General features: G+C 67.5%; 16 protein-coding genes. 4 read left to right on the forward strand and 12 right to left on the reverse strand.

Features of this window, described 5'->3' with window-relative positions:
* Nucleotides 1-259, forward strand: a 259-nt coding sequence (locus tag V5F66_RS21900) for a hypothetical protein (RefSeq protein ID WP_394094719.1), incomplete at its 5' end; no start/stop codon positions are given.
* 119 nt (nucleotides 260-378) lie between these two features.
* On the opposite strand, the gene V5F66_RS21905 is transcribed toward V5F66_RS21900, so the two are convergent.
* From V5F66_RS21905 to V5F66_RS21915, 3 genes are all read right to left on the reverse strand, one after another.
* A complete protein-coding gene (locus tag V5F66_RS21905) occupies nucleotides 379-1,293 on the reverse strand; it encodes a DMT family transporter (RefSeq protein WP_394094720.1) in 915 nt (304 codons plus the stop codon).
* A gap of 13 nt (nucleotides 1,294-1,306) precedes the next feature.
* Complete coding sequence (locus V5F66_RS21910) at nucleotides 1,307-2,059, reverse strand: SDR family NAD(P)-dependent oxidoreductase (RefSeq protein WP_394094721.1); 753 nt, start codon at nucleotides 2,057-2,059, stop codon at nucleotides 1,307-1,309.
* Between the two features lie 439 nt (nucleotides 2,060-2,498).
* Nucleotides 2,499-2,990, reverse strand: a complete 492-nt coding sequence (locus V5F66_RS21915; RefSeq protein WP_394054020.1) for a MarR family winged helix-turn-helix transcriptional regulator — start codon at nucleotides 2,988-2,990, stop codon at nucleotides 2,499-2,501.
* Between the two features lie 255 nt (nucleotides 2,991-3,245).
* On the opposite strand from V5F66_RS21915, the gene metX reads away from it, so the two are divergent.
* Both metX and metW read left to right on the forward strand, forming a co-directional pair.
* Entirely contained in the window at nucleotides 3,246-4,466 is a 1,221-nt protein-coding gene (gene metX / locus V5F66_RS21920; RefSeq protein WP_012113932.1) for a homoserine O-acetyltransferase MetX, read from the forward strand.
* Nucleotide 4,467: 1 nt separating this feature from the next.
* Nucleotides 4,468-5,136, forward strand: coding sequence for a methionine biosynthesis protein MetW (gene metW / locus V5F66_RS21925; RefSeq protein ID WP_394009539.1), 669 nt, complete (start codon nucleotides 4,468-4,470; stop codon nucleotides 5,134-5,136).
* Between the two features lie 219 nt (nucleotides 5,137-5,355).
* Here the strand turns inward: metW and rpe are convergent, their stop codons facing one another.
* The 8 genes from rpe to V5F66_RS21965 form a co-directional block, all read right to left on the reverse strand.
* On the reverse strand, nucleotides 5,356-6,048 hold the full coding sequence (rpe, locus tag V5F66_RS21930; RefSeq protein ID WP_012113934.1) for a ribulose-phosphate 3-epimerase: 693 nt from the start codon (nucleotides 6,046-6,048) through the stop codon (nucleotides 5,356-5,358).
* Nucleotides 6,049-6,268: 220 nt separating this feature from the next.
* Nucleotides 6,269-7,333, reverse strand: a complete 1,065-nt coding sequence (gene fba, locus V5F66_RS21935) for a class II fructose-bisphosphate aldolase (protein WP_394004250.1) — start codon at nucleotides 7,331-7,333, stop codon at nucleotides 6,269-6,271.
* 72 nt (nucleotides 7,334-7,405) lie between these two features.
* Nucleotides 7,406-9,493: a transketolase gene (gene tkt / locus V5F66_RS21940; RefSeq protein WP_394094722.1), complete on the reverse strand. Its 2,088-nt coding sequence runs from the start codon at nucleotides 9,491-9,493 to the stop codon at nucleotides 7,406-7,408.
* 291 nt (nucleotides 9,494-9,784) lie between these two features.
* On the reverse strand, nucleotides 9,785-10,660 hold the full coding sequence (locus V5F66_RS21945) for a phosphoribulokinase (protein ID WP_012113937.1): 876 nt from the start codon (nucleotides 10,658-10,660) through the stop codon (nucleotides 9,785-9,787).
* A 37-nt stretch (nucleotides 10,661-10,697) separates the two neighbouring features.
* Nucleotides 10,698-11,759 carry a class 1 fructose-bisphosphatase gene (locus V5F66_RS21950; RefSeq protein WP_049775896.1) on the reverse strand — a complete coding sequence of 354 codons (1,062 nt, stop codon included), beginning with the start codon at nucleotides 11,757-11,759 and terminating at the stop codon, nucleotides 10,698-10,700.
* A gap of 80 nt (nucleotides 11,760-11,839) precedes the next feature.
* Entirely contained in the window at nucleotides 11,840-12,793 is a 954-nt protein-coding gene (gene cbbX / locus V5F66_RS21955) for a CbbX protein (protein ID WP_394094723.1), read from the reverse strand.
* A gap of 74 nt (nucleotides 12,794-12,867) precedes the next feature.
* Nucleotides 12,868-13,269 (reverse strand): ribulose bisphosphate carboxylase small subunit, encoded by a 402-nt coding sequence (locus V5F66_RS21960; RefSeq protein WP_282642596.1) that lies wholly within the window; start codon nucleotides 13,267-13,269, stop codon nucleotides 12,868-12,870.
* 11 nt (nucleotides 13,270-13,280) lie between these two features.
* Nucleotides 13,281-14,747, reverse strand: coding sequence for a form I ribulose bisphosphate carboxylase large subunit (locus V5F66_RS21965; protein ID WP_012113941.1), 1,467 nt, complete (start codon nucleotides 14,745-14,747; stop codon nucleotides 13,281-13,283).
* A gap of 95 nt (nucleotides 14,748-14,842) precedes the next feature.
* Here V5F66_RS21965 and V5F66_RS21970 point away from each other — a divergent pair, with 95 nt between their 5' ends.
* Complete coding sequence (locus tag V5F66_RS21970; protein WP_394094724.1) at nucleotides 14,843-15,799, forward strand: LysR family transcriptional regulator; 957 nt, start codon at nucleotides 14,843-14,845, stop codon at nucleotides 15,797-15,799.
* Nucleotides 15,800-15,911: 112 nt separating this feature from the next.
* On the opposite strand, the gene V5F66_RS21975 is transcribed toward V5F66_RS21970, so the two are convergent.
* Complete coding sequence (locus V5F66_RS21975) at nucleotides 15,912-16,694, reverse strand: ArsR/SmtB family transcription factor (protein ID WP_394054015.1); 783 nt, start codon at nucleotides 16,692-16,694, stop codon at nucleotides 15,912-15,914.
* Nucleotides 16,695-16,732: the final 38 nt, after the last annotated feature.

The raw sequence follows: 16,732 nt of genomic DNA on the forward strand, positions 1-16,732 counted from the left end.
ACAAAACCCCCGTCGCACAGCGACGGGGGCTTTGTGCGTTCAGGCACCGCCGAGGCGCCAATGCTCACGGCCGAACGCAACGCGCGAGCGCCCGAGCAGCCTCCCGCACAAGCCGGTTGGCGAGCAGCAGGCTCTGGGCCACCCGGCTGATAGCCGCGCCGTCGATCCCATGCTGCTACGCGAGGGCAGGATCGCCGGGGTCGGGCTCAAAATGCTCAAGGTGGGCGGCGAACGCTGCCTCGACATTTTCATCCATTAGGAAATCTTCCGCCGTCCGCGAGGGCCACAGGCACATGAAGAACGCCCAACGGCTCTGACGCGTGCGCCAGGCGCACGCGAACCCGCACGACATCCATCCCAAGGTTTTGGCCGCATCTCTCAGGCGCGGCGGCTGCGGGATTCCATCACCAAGAGATAGGCGCCCGAGGCGATGACAACGCCTGCGCCGGCGAGGGTCCAGGCGCTCGGCACCTGGCCGAACACCAGCCAGCCCAGTGCGATCATAGCGATGATCTGCGTGTAGATATAAGGCGCGAGCGTCGCCGCAGGTGCCCGGGCGTGGGCGAGAATCAACAGGAAATGGCCGACGCCAGCGACCATGCCCAATTCCAGCATCGCGCCGATGACCAAGGGATCGCGCGGCGTCTCCCACACGAACGGCAAGGGCAGGCTCGCTGCCACCGAGCCGACCAGCGACGAATAGAACAGTGTCGTGGCGCTCGAATCGCTCTTGGCCAGCATGCGGGTGGTGATGGCGTAGAGCGCGTAGGTGGCCGCGGCACCGAGGGACAGGATGGCGGCGGGGTGGATGCCGCCGGCTCCCGGCCGCACCACCAGAAGGATGCCGGCAAATCCCACCAGGATGGCGCACCACCGCCGCACGCCCACCCGCTCCCCCAGCAGGGGGCCGGCGAACAAGGCGACGAAAAACGGCACCGAGAACATGATGGAGACGGTCTGGTCCAGCTGCAGCACCTGGAGCGCCGTGAAGTTGAGCGCAGTGGTCAGGAACAGCATGGCCGAACGGCCGATCTGCAGCAGCGGGCGGCGCGTCTTCAGAAGGCCGGGCACAGTCCAGGGATTGAACACCACCAGCGAGCAGGCGAAGTGGATGACATAGCGCGCCCACACCACGACGAACACATTAATATGTCCGCTCAGCCACTTGGCCGTTGTGTCAGTGACCGCGAAACTGGCCACGGCGACGCACATGAGGGCGATGCCGGCATAGGGCGCATGAGCCAGGGTGGGGGCGTGCGCCGGAACGGCTGGGGTGTCTTCCGGCGCACGCATGGCAAATTCGGTCTCAATAGGTGGCGCGGCCGCCCGACAGGTCGAACACGGCGCCGGTGGTGAACGAGCAATCGGCCGAGGCGGCGAAGGCGATGGTGGCCGCCGCCTCCTCCACGGCCAGGAATCGCCCGCGCGGAATCTTCGAGAGCATATAGTCGATGTGCTGCTGGCTGAGCTGGTCGAAAATGGCCGTCTTTGCCGCAGCCGGCGTCACGCAGTTCACGGCGATGTCGTATTCCGCCAGTTCCTTGCCCAGCGACTTGGTGAGGGCGATGACGGCGGCCTTGGAGGCCGAATACGCGGAGGCGTTGGGATTGCCCTCCTTGCCGGCGATGGAGGCCACGTTGACGATGCGGCCGTAACCCTTCGCGATCATGTGCGGCGCCACGGCGCGGCAGCAGAAGAAGGGGCCGTCCACATTGATGGCCATGACCTGGTGCCAGGCGTCCTCGGGATAGTCCCACAGCTTCATGTTGGGGCCGGCGATGCCGGCATTGTTGACGAGGATGTCGATCTTGCCGAATGCGGCGATCACCTCGACGACGCCCTGCTCGACGGCCTGCAGCTTGGTCACGTCGACGGTCACGGGCATGACGCGAGCGCGGCCGAGTTCGTCGGCGGTCTTCATGGCGAGGTCCGTGTTGCGGTCGAAGATGGCGACGCGGGCGCCGGAGGCGATGAAGCGCTCCACCACGGCGCGGCCGATGCCTTGCGCACCGCCGGTGACGATGGCGATGCGGTCCTTGAGGTCGATGGCGTTGGACATGTTTCCCCCGTCTTGAGCGGCCGTGCCGGCCGTTGTTGGTGCAGGAGGGCGGGACCCGCCGGGATTTCACCCCTGTAAAGGTCCGCCTCCCAACTCGGACACGATGCGCCCGCCCGCCTGTCCTGTTGCGGAAAGGGCGACCGGTCACATGCGTCGAAATCCATCCTGAACGCGCTTGCGGGCGTTGGATGCCTCGGCGCGCAGTCTGTCTCTAATCGATTGAAATAGCCAGAGTGTCTGTGCCGCTTTCAGGAAAGACGGAAACCGGAGTGCGGAGCGGACCAGCCGGACTGCGATAGCGGAACGCCGCCAGGCGACACCTGCGAACCACCCAGGCTGTCAGTCGCCGAAGCGCCGAGGGGCACAGGCTTTCGGGCCGAGACACGCAGCGTCCCTGACGGTCCCGCAATTCCCCCGAAAACGGCATGCGGGGCAGGCCTCAGTTGTCGTCGTCGTCCTCGCCGAGGTCCGGCTCGTCGTCGACACCGCCGTCGGTGCCGAGGCGGTGGGCGAGGTTCTTCTCCACCTTGCGCAAGAGCTTGCGCAGGCGCTTCCTTTCCTTGTTGTCGAGCCCGGCCACCATCTCGCCCTCGAGCTGCTCCCACACGCTGTCGATGGAGGCGCCGCGCTCGCGGCCGGCTTCGCTGAGGAAGACCCGCACCAACCGGCCGTCGCCATCGGTGGTGCGGCGCTCCACCAGGCCCTGGGTGGTGAGCCGGGCGATGGTCTTGGACGCCGTGGGCGGTCGCACCCGCAGGGCGCCGGCGAGGTCGCCCATGGTGCGGCCGTCCTGTTCGCACAACAGCTTCAGCACCGCTTCCTGACCCGGAAACAGGCCCAGCGTCGCCAGCAGCCGGGCGGACAGCGCCTTTTGCAGCCGCGCGGTATGGGTCAGCCGGTAGCCGATGGTCTTCTGAACCGGATCCTTCATCTTCTCCCCCCACCCGCCGACCCTGAACACCAGTCCGGTGCGCGTGCCCCTGCGCTTCTGGCATGAGGCGACAGGATGCTCCGGCGGTCCCTGCGGCGGGCTACTTATCCACACGCCGGCTTACAATTTTGCGAAGGTCGCCCATCTATCTGGTGCGCTGCACGGCTTTCTGCCGCGCGCGGCCTGTTCCGCTCCGTTTCCACGGCGCCTGTGCCTGCGCTTGACAGGTGCGCGCCCGCGTCGCTTGGTTCGCCCATGACTTCTTTCGTCCAACAGGATGTCGCCCTGCAAGACTCCGCCGGAGCCTCCGTCCTCCAGGCGCGGCGCGAGGCGGACGACCCCCACTCCCCGGTGGCGCGCTTCGGCGCCCGCAACCCGCTCAAGCTCGACGCGGGGGTGGAGCTGTCGCACCTGCAGATCGCCTACCAGACCTATGGCGAGCCCAATGCGGCGCGCTCCAACGCCATCCTGGTGTGCCACGCGCTGACCGGCGACCAGCATGCGGCCAGCCTCAATCCCGTCACCGGCAAGCCGGGCTGGTGGGAGACGCTGGTGGGCCCCGGCAAGCCCATCGACACCGAGCGCTTCTACGTCATCTGCGCCAATGTGCTGGGCGGCTGCATGGGCACCACCGGGCCGGCCTCCACCAATCCCCTGACCGGCCAGCCCTATGGGCTCGACATGCCGGTGGTGACCATCCGCGACATGGTCAACGCCCAGGCCATGCTGCTCGACCATCTGGGCATCGACAAGCTCTTGTGCGTGGCTGGCGGCTCCATGGGCGGCATGCAGGTGCTGCAATGGGCGGCGAGCTATCCCGAGCGGGTGTTCTCGGCCCTGCCTATTGCCACCGGCGCGCGCCATTCGGCGCAGAATATCGCCTTCCACGAGGTCGGCCGCCAGGCGGTGATGGCCGATCCCGACTGGCGCGGCGGGCGCTATCTCGCGGAGGGGGTGACGCCCCATCGCGGGCTCGCCGTGGCGCGCATGGCGGCCCACATCACCTACATGTCGGATCAGTCCCTGCACAACAAGTTCGGCCGGCGCCTGCAGAACCGCGACATGCCCACCTTCGGCTTCGATGCCGACTTCCAGGTGGAAAGCTATCTGCGGCACCAGGGCGAAAGCTTCGTGCAGCGCTTCGATCCCAACTCCTATCTCTACGTGACCCGCGCCATGGATTATTTCGACCTCGCCGCCGACCATGGCGGCGTGCTGGCCAATGCCTTCCGGGGCTCGAAGACGCGCTTCTGCGTGGTCTCCTTCACCTCGGACTGGCTGTTCCCCACCGAGGATTCGCGCGCCATCGTCCATGCGCTCAACGCCTCGGGGGCGAACGTGTCCTTCACCGAGATCGATAGCGACAAGGGCCACGACGCCTTCCTGCTGCATGAGCCGGAGCTGACCGCCATCACCCGCGGTTTTCTCGACAGCGCGGCGCGGGCCTTCGGCCTGCCGGCGGCACGGCAGGCCTGAGATGGCGCTCAGGGAAACTGCGCTCAGCGAACCGGTGCTGGACGAGGGCGTGGTGCGCCTGCAGGGCGGGCGCGTCGATCTCGTGGTCGTGGCGGAGATGGTGGCGCCGGGCTCGCGCGTGCTCGATGTGGGCGCGGGCGACGGCGAATTGCTGGAGCTGCTGGCCACCACGCGGGGCTGCGATGCGCGCGGCATCGAACTGTCCCGTGAGGGGGTGAATGCCGGGGTCGCGCGCGGCCTTGCCGTGGTTCAGGGCGACGCCGACGTGGACCTTGCCCACTATCCCGACGACGCCTTCGATTATGTCATCCTCAGCCAGACCCTGCAGGCCACCCGCCGCCCGCGCTGGGTGCTGGAGCAGATGCTGCGCATCGGCCGCCGTGCGGTGGTGTCCTTCCCCAATTTCGGCCACTGGCGCTCGCGGCTGGACCTCATGGTCAACGGCCGGATGCCGGTGACCGACAACATGCCCATGTCCTGGTACGAGACCCCCAACATCCACTTCTGCACCATCCGCGATTTTGTGGCGCTGGCGGAGCTTCTGGACGCGCGCATCGAGCGGGCGGTGGCGCTGGACTCATCCGGCCACCGGGTGCGGGTGAACATGCCGTGGTGGGTGTGGAACCTGCTCGGCGAGCAGGCGGTGTTCCTGCTCACGCGGAAGGGATAGGGCGCGGTCTTGCTCCCTCTCCCGCGTGCGGGGAGGATTGGGGAGGGACGGGCGCTCCCCGATTTGCCACCGCCGGCGCATCGTCGCGCCGTCATCCCCCGGCTTGACCGGGGGATCCATGCTTCGACCGGGTCGGCCGGCGGCCTTCTGGATGCAGATTGCGGAAAGGTGGATGCCCCGGTCAAGCCGGGGCATGACGACGGTAATGCCGGTCCAAACTCAAGCCGCCGCGGCGGTTCCCGTGGCGCTTTCGATCTCGCGCTTCATGGCGGCGATGGTGGCGCCATAATCCTTGGCGCCGTAGATGGCGCTGCCGGCCACGAAGGTGTCGGCCCCGGCCGCCGCGATGGCGCCGATATTGTCCACCTTCACGCCGCCGTCGATCTCAAGGCGAATGTCGCGGCCCGAGGCGTCGATGCGTTCGCGGATGGCCTTCAGCTTGTCGAGGGCGCCGGGAATGAAGGCCTGCCCGCCGAAGCCGGGGTTGACCGACATCACCAGCACCAGGTCGAGCTGGTCCAGCGTGTAGTCGAGCACCGAGAGCGGCGTCGCCGGATTGAGCACCAGGCCCGCCTTCACCCCCTTGGAGCGGATGAGCTGGAGCGAGCGGTCCACATGCTCGCTGGCCTCCGGATGGAAGGAGATGAGGTCGGCACCGGCGCCCGCGAAGGCCTCGATCATGCCGTCCACCGGCTTCACCATCAGGTGCACGTCCACGAAGGCCTTGGTCACCTTGCGCAGGGACTGCAGCACCAGCGGGCCGATGGTGAGGTTGGGGACGTAATGATTGTCCATCACGTCGAAGTGAATCCATTCCGCACCGCCCTCAAGCACCGCCTCCACCTCGGCGCCGAGGCGGGTGAAATCGGCCGAGAGGATGGACGGGGCGATGATGGGATAAGCGCGGGCCATGGGGGTCTCCTGCAGTATCTTGGCGCGCAGCTGGAAGCAGTGCCCCGCGCATCGTCTCGAAACAGTCCGTCATGGCCGGGCTTGACCCAGCCATCCACGTCTCGCGGCCGGGCGCCAACTGAATGATGTCGCGCGGGTGGCCCTGCGTGGATGCCCGGGTCAAGCCCGGGCATGACGGCTTTCTCTTTGAACTCCTATACGATCCCGGAGCCTCCGCAGGCTAGTGCACCACCTGCGCCAGCTCACCGGAAGCGTAGCGCTTGGCCATGTCGTCCAGCTCGATGGGACGGATCTTGTCCGCCTTGCCGGCGGCGCCGAACGCCTCGAAGCGATTGATGCACACCTTCTTGGCCTCTTCCATGGCGGCGGCGAGGAACTTGCGCGGGTCGAACTCGCTCTTGTTCTTCGCCCCCACGCGGCGCATGCCGGCGGTCATGGCGAGGCGGATGTCGGTGTCGATGTTCACCTTGCGCACGCCGTAGCGGATGCCCTCCTGGATCTCCTCCACCGGCACGCCGTAGGTCTCCGGGATGTCGCCGCCATAGGTGCGGATCTCCTCCAGCAGCTCCTGCGGCACCGAGGACGAGCCGTGCATCACCAGATGGGTGGTGGGAATGCGCTGGTGGATGGCTTTCACCCGATCGATGGCGAGGATGTCGCCGGTGGGCTTGCGGGTGAACTTGTAGGCGCCGTGGGAGGTGCCGATGGCGATGGCCAGCGCGTCGCACTGGGTCGCCTTCACGAACTGGGCCGCCTCTTCCGGATCGGTGAGCAGCTTGTCGTGGTCGAGGGCCCCTTCGGCGCCGTGGCCGTCCTCGGCCTCGCCCTTGCCGGTCTCCAGCGAGCCGAGGCAGCCCAGCTCCCCCTCCACCGAGACGCCCACCGCATGGGCCAGTTCCACCACCTTGGCGGTGACGGCGGCGTTGTAGTCATAGTCGGCGGGGGTCTTGCCGTCTTCCTTCAGGGAGCCGTCCATCATCACCGAGGAGAAACCGGACTTGATGGCGCCCATGCACACGGCGGGGGAGGCGCCATGGTCCTGGTGCATCACCACCGGGATCTCGGGGTAGGCCTCCACGGCGGCGGCGATGAGATGGCGCAGGAACGCCTCGCCGGCATATTTGCGCGCGCCGGCCGAGCCCTGGAGGATGACCGGCGAGCGCGTGGCGCGGGCCGCGTCCATGATCGCCTTCACCTGCTCCATGTTGTTCACGTTGAAGGCCGGCAGGCCGTAGGAAAGCTCCGCCGCATGGTCGAGCAGCTGGCGCATGGAAACGAGGGCCATTGTCCTCTCCTTTCGGGTTCGCAAGATCGTTCGTTCAGGGACCGCCCCTCTCCCGGGAGGAGGGCCCAACCCTCACCCCACCGCGCGGCGCACGGCTTCGGCCACCTTCTCGACGGTGAAGCCGAACAGGGGCCACAGATCCTTCTCGGGGGCGGATTCGCCGAAGCGGTCGATGCCGATGACGGTGACGCCCTCCTCGCGGGTGCCGGTGAGGCCGCGCCAGCCGCGGGTGACGCCCGCTTCCACCGCCACCACCGGCACGCCCTTCGGGAACAGCGCGGCGCGCTCGGTCTCGGTCAAAGCCTCGAACCGCTCGCGGCAGGGCATGGAGACGATGCGGGTGGCGATGCCCGCCGTGTCCAGTGCCTCTGCCGCTGCCACCGCCAGCTTCACCTCGGAGCCGGTGGCGACGAGGATGGCGCGGGCGACCCCCTCGCTCTCGCGCAGCACATAGCCGCCGCCGGCGATGGCCTCCACCTGCGCCGCCGAGCGCGGCCACATGGGCAGGTTCTGGCGCGACAGGATGAGGGCGGAGGGACCGTCGGTGCGGGTCAGCGCCGCATGCCAGGCGGCCAGCGTCTCCACCGTGTCGCAGGGGCGCCACACGTCCAGGTTCGGGATGAGGCGCAGGCTTTCCACATGCTCCACCGGCTGGTGGGTGGGGCCGTCCTCGCCGAGGCCGATGGAATCATGGGTGAGAATGTAGATCACCCTTTGGCCCATGAGCGCACTCATGCGCATGGCGTTGCGGGCATAGTCCGAGAACACCAGGAAGGTGGCCACGAACGGGATGAAGCCGCCGTGCAAAGCGATGCCGTTGGCGATGGCCGACATGCCGAACTCGCGCACGCCATAATAGATCTGGTTGCCCGCCGGGTCTCGCGTCACCGGCACCGCGCCGGGGAAGGTGGTGAGGTTGGAATGGGCGAGGTCTGCCGAGCCGCCGAGAAATTCCGGCACGGCGGGGGCCAGGGCTGAGAGAGCCTGCTGGCTCGCCTTGCGGGTCGCCACGGTCTCGGCCTTCTCCAAAGTGGTCTTCAGCGCCGCCGCATAGGTGTCGGCGAACACCGGGGAGAGGTCGCCCTTCAGGCGGCGGCGGAACTCGGCGGCCTCCTTGGGATAGGCGCGCTCATAGGCGACCATGCGGGCTTCCCACGCCTGCTGGCGCGCGGCGCCCACCTTGCGGGCGTCCCACTGGGCGTAAATGTCGTCCGGGATCTCGAAGGGGGCGTAATCCCAGCCCATGGCGGCGCGGGTGCGGGCGATCTCGTCCGGACCGAGCGGGGCACCGTGGGTGTCCTGGTGGCCCTGCTTGGTGGGCGCACCGCGGCCGATGACAGTCTTGCAGCAGATCAGCGACGGCTTGCCGGTCTCGGCCAGCGCCTGTTCGGTGGCGGCGCGCACGGCGGCGGGATCGTGCCCGTCCACGTTGCGCACCACGTGCCAGCCATAGGCTTCGAAACGGGCCGGGGTGTCGTCGGCGAACCATTCCTCCACCTTGCCGTCGATGGAGATGCCGTTGTCGTCATAATAGGCGACGAGCTTGCCGAGGCCGAGCCGGCCGGCGAGCGAACAGGCCTCATGGCTCACGCCCTCCATCAGGCAGCCGTCGCCGAGGAAGACGAAGGTGCGGTGATCGACGATGGCGAGGCCCGGCCGGTTGAACTGGGCGGCCAGCGTCTTTTCCGCCAGCGCCATGCCCACCGCATTGGCGAGGCCCTGGCCCAGCGGGCCGGTGGTGGTCTCCACGCCCGGCGTCATGCCGTATTCGGGATGGCCGGGGGTGCGCGAATGCACCTGACGGAAGCGCTTCAGCTCCGCCACCGGCAGGTCGTAGCCGGTGAGGTGGAGCAGCGCGTAGATCAGCATGGAGCCATGCCCGTTGGACAGCACGAAGCGGTCGCGGTCGGGCCATGCGGGATCGGCGGGATTGTGACGCAGGTGCTCGCGCCACACCACGGCGGAGATGTCCGCCATGCCCAGCGGCGCGCCGGGATGGCCGGATTTCGCCTGCTCCACGCCATCCATGGCGAGCGCGCGCAAGGCCGCCGTCACCGGCCAGGCGAGGGAGCCGGGGCTGCGGTCCAGCGTGGGGACGGCGTCGGCGGTGGTGGCGCTTGCTGCCGTCATGGCCTTGGCGGTGCTGGCGTGAGCAGTCATGGCTCGTCTCCCTTCAACCTTCATTGCCCCTTCGCGATCGTCCCGCCTTCCCCGGCGCGGGGGAGGGGTGGGGAGGGGGGTGCCATGGTCGTCGGTCAGGGATCGCGAAGGCGGCGGCACCAGACCCCCCGCGTGTCTCCCCTGCGCGGGGAGGAAAATCGTGTCGCCGCAAAGGGGAGGCGGGGAGGGCGGCAGCCACGCGTCCGAAATGCCCCTAAGGCTGGGCTCCCGGACGTGCCGCCCTCCCCCTCACCCTTCCCCCGGCGCGGGGAAGGGGAAACCTGCCGCGCCTCAGCCGGCGCGGCGCTTCCGGTCGATCAGCTTCATGATCAGCGGCGTCAAAAGCAGCTGCATGGCCAGATCCTGCTTGTTGCCGGGGATGACGATGGAGTTCGCCCGCGACATGAAGCTGTCGTGGATCATCGACAGCAGGTAGGGAAAATCGATGCCGTGGGGGTCGCGGAAGCGGATCACCACCATCGATTCGTCCGGCGTCGGGATCCAGCGCGCGGCGAACGGGTTGGAGGTGTCCACCGTCGGCACCCGCTGGAAGTTGATGTCGGTCTCGGTGAATTGCGGACAGATGTAGCGCACGTAATCGGGCATGCGCCGCAGGATGGTGTCGGTGACATCTTCCGTGGAATAGCCACGGGTGGACTTGTCGCGATGGATCTTCTGGATCCATTCGAGATTGATCACCGGCACCACGCCGATCTTCAGGTCGGCATGCTGGGCCAGGTTGATGTCGTCGGTCACCACCGCGCCGTGCAGGCCTTCGTAGAACAACAGGTCGGTGCCGGCGCCCACGTCTTCCCAGTCGGTGAAGTTGCCGGGCTCGGCGCCGTAAAGCTTGGCCTCCTGGGCGTCATGGACATAGTGGCGGGTGCGGCCCGCGCCGGTCGCGCCATAGTCCTTGAACAGGGTGCCCAGCTCGTCGAGCAGGTTGGTGTCGGGCGAGAAATGGCTGAAGTGGCGGTTGCCCTTGGTGGCCTCGGCGGCCATCAGCTCGCGCATTTCCAGGCGGTTGTAGCGGTGGAAGGCGTCGCCCTCCACGAAGGCGGCCTTGACCTTCTCGCGGTAGAAGATCTGCTCGAAGGTCCGCTTCACGGAGGTCGTCCCGGCGCCCGACGAACCGGTGACGACGATGATGGGATGCTTGATGGACATGGAGTGCTCGGCTCTTCTTTTGTCTTGGCTGCCGGGATCAGATGAACAGGCCGCGCCGCGCGAACAGCGGTGAGCGCTCGCCGTGGCCCGAGGGCTCCAGGTGATAGCGGGCGGCGCGGGCCACCTCGTCGCGCGAGCCGAAGATGAAGGGCACGCGCTGGTGCACGCCGGTGGCCGAGAGGTCGAGGATGGAGCTGCGCCCGTCGATGGCCGAGCCCTGGGCCTGTTCCATCAGGAAGGCGACGGGGAAGGCTTCGTAGAGCAGGCGCAGGCGGCCGTGGGTGTAGCCCTTGCGGCCGTCGCCGGGATACAGATAGATGCCGCCGCGCTGGAAGATGCGGTGCGCATCCGCGACCATTGACGCCACCCAGCGCATGTTGAACTCGCGCTCGCGCGGGCCCTTCCTGCCGGCCAGGCAATCGTCCACATAGGCGCGGATGGGATCGTCCCAGTGGTGGTAGTTCGACATGTTGATGGCGAACTCGGCGGCGTCTTCCTTCACCCGCACCGCCGCGTTCACGAGGCGGAAGGAGCCGTCCCGGTCGAGGGCAAAGTGCCAGGTGCCGGCGCCCACCGTGAGCATCAGCGCGGTGTGAGGCCCGTAGATGACATAGCCGCCGGCGAGCATGTCGCGCCCGTTCTGCAGGAAGGCGGTGACGCTTGCCGCGTCGGTGCCGTCCTGGTGCGGGAACACGGCGAAGATGGTGCCCACCGAGATGTCGGTGTCGATGTTGGACGAGCCGTCCAGCGGGTCGATGGCCACCAGCAGCGGGGCTTCGGGATCAAGCAGCACCGGCGCGTCGTTCTCCTCCGAGGCGACGGCGGCCACCGGGGCCTTGCGCAGGGCGTCGATGACCATGTCGTTGGAGATGATGTCGAGCGCCTTCTGGCCCTCGCCCGCTTCACCGGACGAGAGGGTGCGTGCGAGGTCGCCGGCGAGCGGACCCTCGGCAATGGCGCGGGCGATCTGGATGGTGCCTGCGGCGAGCGCGTTGAGGGTCGCGGCGACATCGCGGCGGCGGGCGTCCTCGCCCGCCCATTCCTCGAGCGCGCAGGCAAGCGTGATTCCGGGTGCGGCGCGATGATCGGCGGTTGGCATGGCGGTCGTCTCCCTGAGGGTCTTCTCCGCGCGACCCGTTCGGCGGGCCGTCATCGGTGTTTTTGGTCCCGCAGCCTGTTTCAGGCGTTGCGGGGCTTGTAGTCGGGGGCATCGATGCCCCCGGAGAACACACGGCTGGCGCGCACGTCGCCTTCGGTGATGGTGGAGAGCGCGGCGCGGTCGGCCAGGCCCCCGTCCTCGAACAGGCGCAGCGACAGGCGCAGGCGCATGCGGTCGAGGGCGTTGCGGATGGACCGCGCATTGGCGAAATTGGGCTGCGCCCGGCGCTTGGTGACGTATTCCTCCAGCGCCACCTCGGCCTGCGGGCTGAAGGTGTAGTCGGCCGCCTCCGCCATGGTCCTGGCGATGGAGACCAATTCGGCGTCCTCGTAGTCGGGGAAGTCGATGTGGTGGGCGATGCGCGAGCGGAAGCCCGGATTGCTCTCGAAGAAGCGATCCATGCGGTCCTTGTAGCCGGCGAGGATCACGACCAGATCGTCCCGCTGGTTTTCCATGACCTGGAGCAGGATCTCGATGGCTTCCTGACCGTAATCCCGCTCGTTCTCGGGCCGGTACAGATAATAAGCCTCGTCTATGAAGAGGACCCCGCCCATGGCTTTCTTAAGAATCTCTTTTGTTTTCGGTGCCGTGTGGCCGATATATTGGCCCACGAGATCGTCCCGCGTCACCGAGACAAGATGACCACGTCGCACATATCCCAGGCGATGGAGGATCTGCGCCATCTTCAGGGCGACGGTGGTCTTGCCGGTGCCGGGATTGCCGGTGAAGGCCATGTGCAGGGTCGGCGCGCCGGAGGTCAGGCCCAGCGTTTCGCGGGCGCGGCCGATGACGAGATGGGCCGCGATCTCGCGGATGCGGCGCTTGACCGGCTTGAGGCCGATGAGGTCGGCCTCAAGTTCGGCCAGGAATTCAGGCACTTCGCTCTCGGTAAAGAGAGCGCCGAGGTCGAGCTGGCCCTCGGCGGCCTCGGCCGGCAACGCGGCGGTCGGTGCGGAAAAGGCAGTGTTGAGCATCGCTCGAACCTCGGCTTAAGTTGCGCGGTGGGAACGGCCGCGCTGGTGAAGCGATAAGACGTCAGTCGGTTCGGTCAGCCGGCGGAATACTGCCGGTGGTGCATGGAATAGTGCTGGCTGCGGCCGGGGCCTTCGGTGCGCTCCAGGCGGAAGCCGTCTTCCACCGGCGGGCGCTGGACGATGAAGGACAGGCGCACCGTCTCCCACCCGCGGGTGGAGTCGAAGGCGTTCACCCGCACATAGCGCGTGGGGAAGGCGTTGCGGCAGCCGTCGATCTCGCCGACGACGCCGGCGGCGTCGCGCAGGTCGAACATGGGCGGGCCCCACATTTCCCAATAGGTGTTGCGCGGGTGCGGGTCGTCCGTGTGTTCCACCGAGACCGCCCAGCCCTGGTCCAGGCAATATTGCACCTGGGCGCGGACCTGGGCCGGCGTGAGATCCGGCAGGAAGGAGAAGGTGCCTTGGGTAATGCGCATGGTTCCTCTCCTCAGGCCACGGACGCGGTGGGAACGAAGTCGGACGTGTCGGTGGAGGCGTAGTTGAAGGTCACCTCGCCCCAGGTATCGAGGGCGGCGCGCAGCGGACGGCACCACTTGGCGGCCTCGATGAGGATTTCGGGACCCTCGTTCTTGATGTCCCGGCCTTCGTTGCGGGCCAGGATCATGGTTTCCAGCGCGACGCGGTTGGCGATGGCACCGGCCTGGATGCCATCGGGATGGCCGATGGTGCCGCCGCCGAACTGCAGCACCACATCCTCGCCGAACAGGTCGATGAGCTGGTGCATCTGGCCGGCATGGATGCCGCCGGAGGCCACCGGCATCACCTTGCGCAGGCCGGCCCAGTCCTGGTCGAAGAAGATGCCGCGGGTGTAGTCGGTCTTGGTCACGGTCTCGCGGCAGACGTTGTAGTAGCCCTGCACGGTCATGGGGTCGCCTTCCAGCTTGCCCACCGCGGTGCCGGTGTGGAGATGGTCGACGCCAGCGAGGCGCAGCCACTTGGCGATGACGCGGAACGAGATGCCGTGGCCCTTCTGGCGCGTGTAGGTGCCATGGCCGGCGCGGTGCATGTGCAGCAGCACGTCGTTCTCGCGGCACCAGTTGGAGATGGACTGGATCGCGGTCCAGCCCACGATGAGGTCCACCATCACCACCACGGAGCCCAGCTCCTTGGCGAACTCGGCGCGGCGGTACATCTCCTCCATGGTGCCGGCGGTGATGTTGAGGTAGTGCCCCTTCACCTCGCCGGTCTCGGCCTGGGCCTTGTTGACGGCCTCCATGCAGTAGAGGAAGCGGTCGCGCCAGTGCATGAAGGGCTGCGAGTTGATGTTCTCGTCGTCCTTCACGAAGTCGAGGCCGCCCTTGAGCCCCTCATAGACCACGCGGCCGTAGTTCTTGCCGGAGAGGCCGAGCTTGGGCTTGGTGGTGGCGCCGAGCAGCGGCCGGCCGAACTTGTCGAGGCGCTCGCGCTCCACCACGATGCCGGTGGGCGGGCCGCGGAAGGTCTTCACATAGGCCACCGGCAGGCGCATGTCTTCCAGGCGGCAGGCCTTGAGCGGCTTGAACGAGAAGACGTTGCCGATGATCGACGCGGTCAGGTTGGCGATGGAGCCTTCCTCGAACAGGTCGAGGTCGTAGGCGACCCAGCAGAAATACTGGCCCGGCTGGCCCGGCACCGGCTCCACCTTGTAGGCCTTGGCGCGGTACATGTCGGCGGCGGTGAGGCGGTCGGTCCACACCACGGTCCAGGTGGCGGTGGAGCTTTCGCCCGCCACCGCCGCAGCGGCTTCCACCGCGTCCACGCCGTCCTGCGGCGTGATGCGGAACAGGGCCAGGACATCGGTGTCCTTCGGCTGGTAGTCGCCGTCCCAATAGCCCATCTGGGCATATTTGAGCACGCCGGCGGCGTACCTCTTCTTGGCGTCCTTGATCTGCCCGATGGCGGCGTCGGCACCCATGATGGCGGCCCTCCTTGCTTGTTGGAGGGACCTTGCTCCATCGCCTGATTTAGGTAAATTTGAATGATATGAACTAAGCATTCAGGAAATCTGAAATGGCTACCCATTGGACCCTGAAGCAGCTGCGGCTGGTGGCCCTCGCCGCCGCCTCCGGCTCCTACGCCAAGGCCGCTCAGGACATGGGTTTGAGCCCACCGGCGGTGACCGCGCAGATGAAGGCTCTGGAGGAGGACCTCGGGGTGCCGGTGTTCGAGCGGGTGGACGGCCGGCTGCGACCGACCGCCGCTGGCGCGGAGCTTCTGGCCGCCCAGCACCGAATCGCCCACGCCCTCCAGGAAGCGGAGCGGGCAATCGCGGCCCTGAAAAGCCCCGATCGCGGATCGGTGGTGGTGGGGGTGGTCTCCACCGCGAAGTATTTCGCGCCCATGGCGCTGGCGGCATTCCGCAAGCGCCGCCCCGAGATCGAGTTGAAGCTCATGATCGGCAACCGGGAAGAGATCATCGCCGGGCTGGTGAGCCTCGATTTCGACGTGGCCATCATGGGCCGTCCCCCGGCGGCGCTGGAGGCGAAGACCGAGATTCTTGGGGATCACCCCCATGTGGTCATCGCCCCGCCCGAGCACCGTCTCATCGGCCAGCGCATCTCCCCCATGGACCTGGCGAAGGAGCCCCTGCTGGTGCGCGAGCCGGGATCGGGCACCCGCATCCTCATGGAGCGGGTGTTCGAGGAGGCGGGCGTGGCCCAGCCTGCCATCGCCATGGAGATCGGCTCCAACGAGACCATCAAGCAGGCGGTGATGGCGGGGCTGGGCCTGTCCTTCATCTCCGCCCACACGGTGGCGGCCGAGGTGGCGGACGGGCGCCTGAAGGTGCTGGAGGTGCAGGGCCTGCCGGTGGTGCGCCAGTGGCTGGTGGTGCGGGCCAAGGAGAAGCGCCTGCTGCCGGCGGGGCGGGCGCTGCTGGATTTCCTCGCCCGGGAGGGCGGCAGCTTCCTGCCGCAGATGCCGGAAGGCGAGGGTGGCCGCTGCTTCCTGCCGGAGGCGCGCGCCTAGGGCGTCTCCCGCTTCCAGGGACTAGGGGAGACGCTCCGGATCTTCGGCCTGACGCGTTTTGCAGGCGCGAACCGGTATCCACGTCGCCGGGAAGCGCTCGCGGCGCAGCCTGTCAGGCGGCCGGCGCGGCCAGCTGGAAGGGCTCGCCCGTCTCGACCAGGGTCTTGAGCCGCGACAATCCTTCCGGCCAGCCATGCACCACGGCCTTGGAGGTTGCCGTCTCTCCGTCGAAGTCATCGTGGGTGAGCGTCAGCTTGCAGGCATCAGCGCCGACCGGCGCGATCTCCCACGTCACCCGCGAAGGCCGATCCGCCGCCACGTCCGGTGCCCACTGGGCGTGGAAGGACAGGACAAGGCGATGGGGTGGGTCCATGTCCAGGATGGTGCAGGCGATGACCTGCCGGTCGCCCATGTAATAGGTCCGCGCGCCGCCGGGCCGCCATTCGGTGCGGCTGGTCATGTTGAAATGCTCGTAGAGCGGCGTCTTGGTGTCGTCGGTAAGGACGTCCCACAGGGCTTGAGGCGTCGCCTTGATGAAAAGCTCGTAGACGTGCTTCGGCGCGGTGGAACGCATTGGATTGGTCTCCAAAAGAAGCTTCAGGCCAGTCATCGCCGCCACGTGCGGCTCGGCATAACGGGAAATCCAGCGGTCGGCGACCAGCCGGATGGGAAGCGGGTTGAGGTAGTGGTGCTTCTCGCGGCCCACTTTCCGGGTCAGGAGGAGATGGGCTTCCTCCAGCACCTTGAGGTGTTTCATCACGCCGAAGCGGGTGAGGGTGGTGTGCGGCTTCAGCGCCTGCTCCAGCTCGCCCAGCGTCCGGCCATCTCGCTCCCGCAGCAGATCAAGCACCGTTCGCCGGACGGGATGGGACAGGGCGGCGAAGACGTCATCCATGCGTCCATTATGTTCCAAATTAGTAACGTGTCAATATG

The sequence above is a fragment of the Xanthobacter versatilis genome, from assembly GCF_043193975.1.
GTDB lineage: Bacteria > Pseudomonadota > Alphaproteobacteria > Rhizobiales > Xanthobacteraceae > Xanthobacter > Xanthobacter autotrophicus_E.

What these genes read in the sequence shown, in the direction of transcription:
- V5F66_RS21945 (WP_012113937.1), bottom strand. Translation starts at nt 10,660, where the DNA reads ATGTCCATCAAGCATCCCATCATCGTCGTCACCGGTTCGTCGGGCGCC.
- V5F66_RS21905 (WP_394094720.1), bottom strand. Translation starts at nt 1,293, where the DNA reads ATGCGTGCGCCGGAAGACACCCCAGCCGTTCCGGCGCACGCCCCCACC.
- V5F66_RS21975 (WP_394054015.1), bottom strand. Translation starts at nt 16,694, where the DNA reads ATGGATGACGTCTTCGCCGCCCTGTCCCATCCCGTCCGGCGAACGGTG.
- fba (WP_394004250.1), bottom strand. Translation starts at nt 7,333, where the DNA reads ATGGCCCTCGTTTCCATGCGCCAGCTGCTCGACCATGCGGCGGAGCTT.
- V5F66_RS21915 (WP_394054020.1), bottom strand. Translation starts at nt 2,990, where the DNA reads ATGAAGGATCCGGTTCAGAAGACCATCGGCTACCGGCTGACCCATACC.
- V5F66_RS21970 (WP_394094724.1), top strand. Translation starts at nt 14,843, where the DNA reads ATGGCTACCCATTGGACCCTGAAGCAGCTGCGGCTGGTGGCCCTCGCC.
- metX (WP_012113932.1), top strand. Translation starts at nt 3,246, where the DNA reads ATGACTTCTTTCGTCCAACAGGATGTCGCCCTGCAAGACTCCGCCGGA.
- V5F66_RS21960 (WP_282642596.1), bottom strand. Translation starts at nt 13,269, where the DNA reads ATGCGCATTACCCAAGGCACCTTCTCCTTCCTGCCGGATCTCACGCCG.
- V5F66_RS21950 (WP_049775896.1), bottom strand. Translation starts at nt 11,759, where the DNA reads ATGCCAACCGCCGATCATCGCGCCGCACCCGGAATCACGCTTGCCTGC.
- cbbX (WP_394094723.1), bottom strand. Translation starts at nt 12,793, where the DNA reads ATGCTCAACACTGCCTTTTCCGCACCGACCGCCGCGTTGCCGGCCGAG.
- metW (WP_394009539.1), top strand. Translation starts at nt 4,468, where the DNA reads ATGGCGCTCAGGGAAACTGCGCTCAGCGAACCGGTGCTGGACGAGGGC.
- rpe (WP_012113934.1), bottom strand. Translation starts at nt 6,048, where the DNA reads ATGGCCCGCGCTTATCCCATCATCGCCCCGTCCATCCTCTCGGCCGAT.
- V5F66_RS21910 (WP_394094721.1), bottom strand. Translation starts at nt 2,059, where the DNA reads ATGTCCAACGCCATCGACCTCAAGGACCGCATCGCCATCGTCACCGGC.
- V5F66_RS21965 (WP_012113941.1), bottom strand. Translation starts at nt 14,747, where the DNA reads ATGGGTGCCGACGCCGCCATCGGGCAGATCAAGGACGCCAAGAAGAGG.
- tkt (WP_394094722.1), bottom strand. Translation starts at nt 9,493, where the DNA reads ATGACTGCTCACGCCAGCACCGCCAAGGCCATGACGGCAGCAAGCGCC.